The sequence below is a fragment of the Kitasatospora sp. NPDC059408 genome (assembly GCF_042751525.1).
In the GTDB taxonomy this organism is placed as follows: domain Bacteria; phylum Actinomycetota; class Actinomycetes; order Streptomycetales; family Streptomycetaceae; genus Kitasatospora.
In genome coordinates, this window is record NZ_JBHYWI010000027.1 from 27,328 (window position 1) to 34,071 (window position 6,744).

General features: G+C 73.0%; 6 protein-coding genes. 4 read left to right on the plus strand and 2 right to left on the minus strand.

Annotated features, from left to right (window positions below; genetic code table 11):
* The first annotated feature begins 251 nt into the window (after positions 1 to 251).
* The gene (locus ACFXDE_RS19520; RefSeq protein WP_380440374.1) at positions 252 to 1,565 is read left to right on the plus strand and encodes a diaminopimelate decarboxylase; all 1,314 of its coding nucleotides are present in this window, start codon (positions 252 to 254) and stop codon (positions 1,563 to 1,565) included.
* A 76-nt stretch (positions 1,566 to 1,641) separates the two neighbouring features.
* Here ACFXDE_RS19520 and ACFXDE_RS19525 read toward each other — a convergent pair whose 3' ends face one another.
* Positions 1,642 to 1,857, minus strand: coding sequence for a hypothetical protein (locus tag ACFXDE_RS19525; RefSeq protein WP_380495863.1), 216 nt, complete (start codon positions 1,855 to 1,857; stop codon positions 1,642 to 1,644).
* Between the two features lie 38 nt (positions 1,858 to 1,895).
* Between ACFXDE_RS19525 and ACFXDE_RS19530 the strand changes: the two genes are divergently transcribed.
* Entirely contained in the window at positions 1,896 to 3,095 is a 1,200-nt protein-coding gene (locus ACFXDE_RS19530; protein WP_380495865.1) for an RNA-guided endonuclease InsQ/TnpB family protein, read from the plus strand.
* A 231-nt stretch (positions 3,096 to 3,326) separates the two neighbouring features.
* Here the strand turns inward: ACFXDE_RS19530 and ACFXDE_RS19535 are convergent, their stop codons facing one another.
* Positions 3,327 to 4,532 (minus strand): DNA gyrase subunit B, encoded by a 1,206-nt coding sequence (locus ACFXDE_RS19535; protein ID WP_380495868.1) that lies wholly within the window; start codon positions 4,530 to 4,532, stop codon positions 3,327 to 3,329.
* Positions 4,533 to 4,859: 327 nt separating this feature from the next.
* Here ACFXDE_RS19535 and ACFXDE_RS19540 point away from each other — a divergent pair, with 327 nt between their 5' ends.
* Positions 4,860 to 5,543 carry an RNA polymerase sigma factor gene (locus ACFXDE_RS19540; protein ID WP_380495870.1) on the plus strand — a complete coding sequence of 228 codons (684 nt, stop codon included), beginning with the start codon at positions 4,860 to 4,862 and terminating at the stop codon, positions 5,541 to 5,543.
* Positions 5,540 to 6,574 (plus strand): CU044_5270 family protein, encoded by a 1,035-nt coding sequence (locus ACFXDE_RS19545; protein WP_380495872.1) that lies wholly within the window; start codon positions 5,540 to 5,542, stop codon positions 6,572 to 6,574. The genes ACFXDE_RS19540 and ACFXDE_RS19545 overlap by 4 nt, the downstream gene beginning before the upstream one ends.
* Positions 6,575 to 6,744 lie beyond the last annotated feature (170 nt).

Genomic DNA, 6,744 nt, shown 5'->3' on the forward strand with positions numbered 1-6,744 from the left:
GATGGGGGCCGGGCGGCGCTGCGCCGGCCCGCGGGTTTCCCGTCCCGGAGCCCGTCTAACCCGCCCACACGCCGCCCCCCCGAACTTACGGGGGCCCCGCCCGCCCGCCGCCCCCGGCCACGACACGGCCCGCACCCCGCACATCCGCGCCGTGGGACGAAGACACGGCCCCCCGGCGCCCGGCAGCCTGGACCCAGGCCCCCGCGAACCCTCCCGGGCCCCACCGACGACACCCAGCGGAGCAGGGCACCATGACCACCCGACAGTCACCCGACCACCCCTCGGCCGCCCGCCGCGAACGCGTCCTGCGGGAAGCCGTCCAGCGCAAACTCCTCGACCCCGAACAGGCCCTGCTCGCCGCTTTCGTCGACCTCGACGGCGTCGAGGCGAGCGTCACCGCCCTGCACCGGGCCTTCCCCGACTCCGTCCACGCGCTGCACACCTTCGCGGCCAAGGCCAACTGCCTCGTCCCGCTCCTCGAACGGCTGCGCCACCTCGGCATGGGCTGCGAGGTCGCCAGCCCCGGCGAGTTCGCCCAGGCGCTCGCGGCCGGCTTCGACCCCGCGCGGATCGTCTACGACTCCCCGGCCAAGACCCGCGGCGAACTCGCCCGGGCCCTGGAACTCGGCGCCGCGGTCAACATCGACAACTGGCAGGAACTCGACCGCGTCGACGCCCTCCTGCGCACCCGCCCCTCCCGCTCCCGCCTCGGCATCAGGATCAACCCGCAGATCGGCGGCGGCACGATCGGCGCGATGTCCACCGCCACCGCCACCTCCAAGTTCGGCATCCCGCTCGCCGACGACGGCAACGCCGAACGCCTCCTCGCCGCCTACCGCGCACACCCCTGGCTCACCTGGATCCACGTCCACGTCGGCTCCCAGGGCTGCCCGCCGGACCTCATGGCCGACGGCGTCGCCAAGGCCGTCGCCTTCGCCGAACACGTCAACGACGCACTCGGACGACGCCGGATCACCGGCATCGACATCGGCGGCGGACTGCCCGTCAACTTCACCGACGACACCACCGACCCCACCTACGCCGCCTACGCGGAGCGGCTGCGCGCCCACGCCCCCGCCCTGTTCGGCGGCGGATTCCGGGTGGTCACCGAGTTCGGCCGCTCCCTGCTCGCCAAGAACGGCTTCATCGCCGCCCACGTCGAGTACACCAAGACCGCCGGCGGCCGGCACATCGCCCTCACCCACGCCGGCGCCCAGGTCGCCACCCGCACCGTCTTCATGCCCGAAGCCTGGCCGCTGCGCATCACCGCCCACCACCCCTCCGGCGCCGCCAAGCACGGCGACCCCGTCCCCCAGGACATCGCCGGCCCCTGCTGCTTCGCCGGCGACCTCGTCGCCCGCGCCCGGCCGCTGCCCCTCCTGGAACCCGGCGACCTCGTCGCCCTCCTCGACACCGGCGCGTACTACGCGACCACCCACTTCCAGTACAACAGCCTGCCCGAACCCGCCGTCCACGGCTTCACCGTCGACCCCGACGGCACCGTGCACTTCGAACTCCTGCGCCCCGCCCAGACCACCGACGACCTGCTGCCCACCGTCCGCTGACCCGCCGGACGCACAGGGGCGCCGCCACCTCGAACCGCGAGGTGACGGCGCCCCTGTCAACGGCCGACCGGCCGGGTCAGCCCCAGTAGCCCTCGGAGCCCGGACAGGCGTGGTAGGTGTTCGACGCCCACAGGGGATTGCCGTACGTGTCGGTCACCCAGATGGTGTTGGGGATGGCCGTCCTGGAGGCCCACTTCGGTTGGCCGTTGCTGCTGCAGTAGAGGACCAGGTTCCGGATCTCCGGCCCGGACCGTACCGCGGCGGAGTTCGCTGCATTGTCAGTGCCCTGCACTATGTTGACCCCGAGTTGCCGAAAAGGGGGTGGGCCGGGTGATCCGGGCGTACAAGTTCCTTCTGCGGCCCACCGTGGGCCAGCAGGGTTCGCTGGCCGGGATGCTGCGTGATCACTGCTCGCTGTACAACGCGGCGCTGCAGGAACGTCGCGACGCGTACCGGCATGTCTCGAAGACCACGGTCCGCTACGGCGATCAGTCGGCTCAGCTCAAGGACATCCGGGCCTTCGATCCCGAGTGTCAGGGCCGCTGGTCGTTCAGCTCGCAGCAGGCCACCCTGCGCCGCCTGGACAAGGCGTTCGTCGCGTTCTTCCGCCGGGTCAAGACCGGCGACAAGCCCGGCTATCCGCGCTTCCGCTCCGACAAGCGGTTCGACACCGTGGAATGGCCGAAGGACGGCGACGGCTGCCGTTGGGACTCCACCCCGCACGACCCCGTCACCCGGGTACGGCTGCAGGGCATTGGCCATGTCAGGGTGCACCAGCACCGGCCGGTCGTCGGCAAGGTCAAGACGGTCTCGGTCACGCGGGAGGGCCGCCGCTGGTATGTGATCCTCACCGCCGAACAGGCCCGGCCCGAACCCCTGCCGCGGACCGGCAGCGTCATCGGCATCGACCTGGGCATAGCCAGCTTCCTCGCCGACTCCAATGGTGACTTCGTGCCCAACCCCCGCCACGGAGCGAAAGCCGCCGCGAAGCTCGTAGCGGCGCAGCAAGCCCTGTCCCGGTGCAAGCGCGGCAGCAAGCGCCGCCGCAAGGCCGCGGAGACCGTGGCCGGGCTGCACCGCAAGGTCCGCCGCCGACGCCTGGATCACGCCCACAAGACCGCACTCGCCCTCGTGCGCGAACACGACTTCATCGCGCACGAGGATCTCAGGATCCGCAACATGCTCCGTGCCCCGGCCCCGAAGCCCGACCCCGCGCGATCAGGCGGCTTCCTGCCCAATGGGGCTGCGGCCAAGGCTGGACTCAACAAGTCGATCTCGGATGCCGGTTGGGGGGTGTTCCTGACGATCCTCACCGCCAAGGCAGAATGCGCCGGACGGGAAGTGATGGCCGTGAACCCCCGCAACACCTCCCGCCAGTGCCTCCGATGCAGGCACACCGCCAAGGAGAACCGGCCCGCACAGGCGGTCTTCCACTGCACCGGCTGCGGCCACCGGGCACACGCCGACACGGTGGCAGCCGTCAACGTCCTACGGGCCGGGCTGGCCCGTCGCGAAGCCGCACCGGCATAGCGAGAAGCCCCCGCGTCCACGTGGGGGAGGAGTCACGTAGATCGTGGTCTGGTAGGTGCAGCAGACGCCGCCGCTGAACTCGGTCGTGGCGCTGGCCGGAGTCGCGGTGACGACCATTGCGGCGGAGACCGCGACGGCACCTATGACCGCGAGGCTCCGCCGTCTGGCCGCGCTTGCCGGGGCGTCCTGCGCTGCCGTTCAAGTTCATACGGTCGGCCCTACCGGGCGCCCTCACGCACTCGCCTCGTCGTCCGCGCGACGGCCCCCGAAGGCCCGCTCGCCTATGGCCGCGGCCGGCCCTGGGTGCGCCTCCAGCCACGCGCCGAGGTGCTCCCGGACGGCCTCCTCGACGCACGCCCGCACGGCGGCGTTGCCCAGCACGTCCCGTACGGAGCCCTCGAACTCGGGGTGATCCAGCTTCACCGACACGACCGCCGTCAGGCCGGCACAGACCCGGTCGGCGCCGAGACCTGGACCGGCCACCGCCCGCAGACCCCGCCGGCGCGCGTACGCGGTGACCGCGGCCGCCACCCCGTCGCGGAACCCTTCCACGTGCGTGCCGCCGCCGGCCGTGGAGCGGCTGTTGGCGAAGCCCCGCACCCGCTCCTCCCGGGAGGCGGACCAGCGCAGCGCCACCTCCACGCTCCCCGCCATCCGCGGATCCTCGCGCTCGAAGGCGATGACCTCCGGGTGCACGGGCGCCGTCCCTTCGTCGAGGAACGCCACGAAGTCCCGCACGCCGCCCGGGAAGTGGGCCCGCAGCGACCGCGGAGCGGACGGGTCGCGCCCGTCGGTCAGCGTGAGGTCCAACCCGGCGTTCAGGAAGGCCAGTTGTGTGAAATGCCCGGCGAGGTCGTCGAACGAGCAGCGGGCCGGGCCGAAGATCCCGGCGTCGGGCCAGAACGCGATGGTGGTCCCGCTCCCGGCCGCCCGGCCCACCGGGGAGGGCGGGGCGAGGGCGACGCCGCACGCGTACTCCTGACGCCACAGCACCCCCTCGCGCCGCACCTCGGCCGTCAACCGGCCCGACAGGGCGTTGACCACGGCGAGCCCCGTCCCGAACAGGCCGGCCCCCATGAACGGCCGGACACCGGGCACCACCCAGGATCCCACGCGGGTCAGCTCGACTTCGAGCCCCGGGACACGGCCATCCCCACCGCCCCCAGCGCCCCCACCGCCCTCACCGCTCTCGACGGCGAGGCCCGGCCCGTCGTCCGAGACCCGCACACCGCCGTCGGCCGTCAGCGTGACGTCGATGCGCCGCGCGAGCCCGGCCAGGACCTCGCCCACCGGCCGGTCGAGGACCTCGTACACCAACTGGTGCAGCCCCCGCTCGCAGGTCGAGCCGACATACATCCCGGGCCGCCTCCGCACCGCCTCCGGCCACTCCAGAACCTTGATGCTCGCGGCGTTGTACCCACTGGCGTCGTCACTCACGATGTCCCCCTCCGAAGGTGTCCGACCGAGCCCCCCACCCTAGGATAAATCCGAGAAAACACCAGGTCAGACCGCATACGGTGAAGGCCTGCAAGGCCGCCGGAAGCACCGTCCACACCCGCCCCGCCCAACCACCCGCGACCCATCCCCGACGCCCACCCATGCCTCCCGCACACCCCCGCACGACCCCGTCCCGCCCGCACCCGAGGTCCCCGATTTCCGAAACTTCCGCAGCACCACCGGAGAATCGACGCCGAGCCCCCGCCGGCCACACGCGCGTGACGCGGCTCACACGGAACCCCGCGCAGCCCGCGGACAGGGAGGGACATGGAACTGTCACAACGAGCGCGCCTGCGCGCCGGCGACCAGGCCGCGCTCGGCGAGGTCTTCGACGCACACGCCCAAGCCGTGTACGGCTACGCGCTGCGCACCCTCGGAGACTGGGCGGCCGCCGAGGACGCGGTGTCGCTGACCTTCCTGGAGGCCTGGCGCCTGCGCGCCAAACTGCACGACGGCGACGACGACCTGCGCCCCTGGATCTTCGGCATCGCCACCAACGTCCTGCGCAACACCGCCCGCGCCGCCCGCCGCCACCGCGCCGCGATGGCCCGCCTCGCCGAACGCGAGGCCGTACCGGACTTCGCCGAAGAACTCGTCTCCCGCATCGACGACAGCGCCCAACTCGCCGCCGTACGCCGCGCGTTGCCAGAACTACGCCGGTCCGAACGCGAAGTGTTCCGCCTCTGCGTGTGGGTCGGGCTCGACTACGCCTCGGCCGCCGAGGCCCTCGGCGTCCCGGTCGGCACCGTCCGCTCGCGCCTGTCCCGGGCACGCACCCGGCTGCGCACCCTCGCCGAGACCAAGCTCAACGAACCGGCAAACCGCCGGGAACCCGCTCCCGCCACCGGACAGGTACGGGTCGGCGGCTTCGAAGCCGCCCGGTCGCTGCGGGAGTTGCAGGAGTCGCACGAGTCGCACGAGTCGCAGGAGTTGCAGGAGGAAATCCGATGAACAACTCGCCGAACAACTCGCCCGAGCTGCTCCCCGCCGACCGCCAACGGTTTCTGAAGGAGCACCTGATGAGTGAGATCGCCGCCGAGACGAAGGCACCGAAGCCGCGGCGCAGGCTGGTGTGGCTGGTCGCCTCCCCACTGGCGGTCGGCGCGCTGGCGGCCGTCACCCTGGCCATCCCGGACCGCCACCACGGCGACGCCGCCCCGGCGGCCCCGGCCTCGTCCGCCCCCAGCCCCACCGCCACCCCGCTCCCGGAGCCGACCGACCCCGCGGGCCTGCTCGCCCGCGCCGCGAAGGCCGCCGCGAGCAGCCCCGACCCCGGCGCCAAGGGCGCCCAGTTCGTCTACCGGCGCGAGATCCAGGACGGCGCCCGCGAGACCAAGCACGAGCGCAAGTCGTGGATGTCGGTCGACGGCAGGTCCCAGGGCCTGATCCTGGACCCGACGATGGGCGGCGGACGGACCGACTGGCCCGCCATGCTCTCGACCTCCTCCGGGGCCCCGCGAACGGCGGGCTTCTCCGCCCCGACCTACGAGTTCGTCGCCTCCCTGCCCACCGACCCGCAGCAGCTCCTGCAGCAACTGCTCTCCGCCGACCGCTCCAAGATGGTGTCGGGCATGCCGATGACGCCGAAGCTGTACAACCAGTTCGCCTTCGGGGACGTCCAGATGATCTTCCAGAACATCGCGGCGCCGCCCGCCGTCGCCGCCGCGCTCATGGAGGCGGCCGCGAAGATCCCGGGCACGGCCGTCGTCGCCGACGAGGCGGACGCGGCCGGCCGCCACGGCGTCGCGGTGGTCGGCACCAACGGCACCATGCGCGTGGCCCTGGTCTTCGACAAGACCACCGGCGCCTTCCTCGGCGTGCACGAGGTCCTCCTCGCCGACCTCCCGCCCGCCGGCCCCGACGGCCTCCCGCCCGCCGGCACCCCGTCCCCGGGCGCCGGCAACGGCAAGGGCTACGAGTACGCCTCGGCCGTCCTCACCTCGGCCATCGTCGACAAGCCGGAGGCCGAACCGGCCAACTGACCCCCCCATGATCACAGGCGGTACGGGACGTGGAAGTCCCGTACGGCCTGAACAGGAGGCGGGGGGGCTGGGGGGGGGAGGGGGGGGGCGCCACAGGGCCCCCCCCCCCCCGCGGGGGGGGCGAAGTCCCCCCGCCCGGGGGGCCCCCCTCCCGGGCGGGGACCCACAGG

Coding starts and splice junctions, on each gene's coding strand:
- ACFXDE_RS19520 (WP_380440374.1), top strand. CDS start 252: ATGACCACCCGACAGTCACCCGACCACCCCTCGGCCGCCCGCCGCGAA.
- ACFXDE_RS19540 (WP_380495870.1), top strand. CDS start 4,860: ATGGAACTGTCACAACGAGCGCGCCTGCGCGCCGGCGACCAGGCCGCG.
- ACFXDE_RS19545 (WP_380495872.1), top strand. CDS start 5,540: ATGAACAACTCGCCGAACAACTCGCCCGAGCTGCTCCCCGCCGACCGC.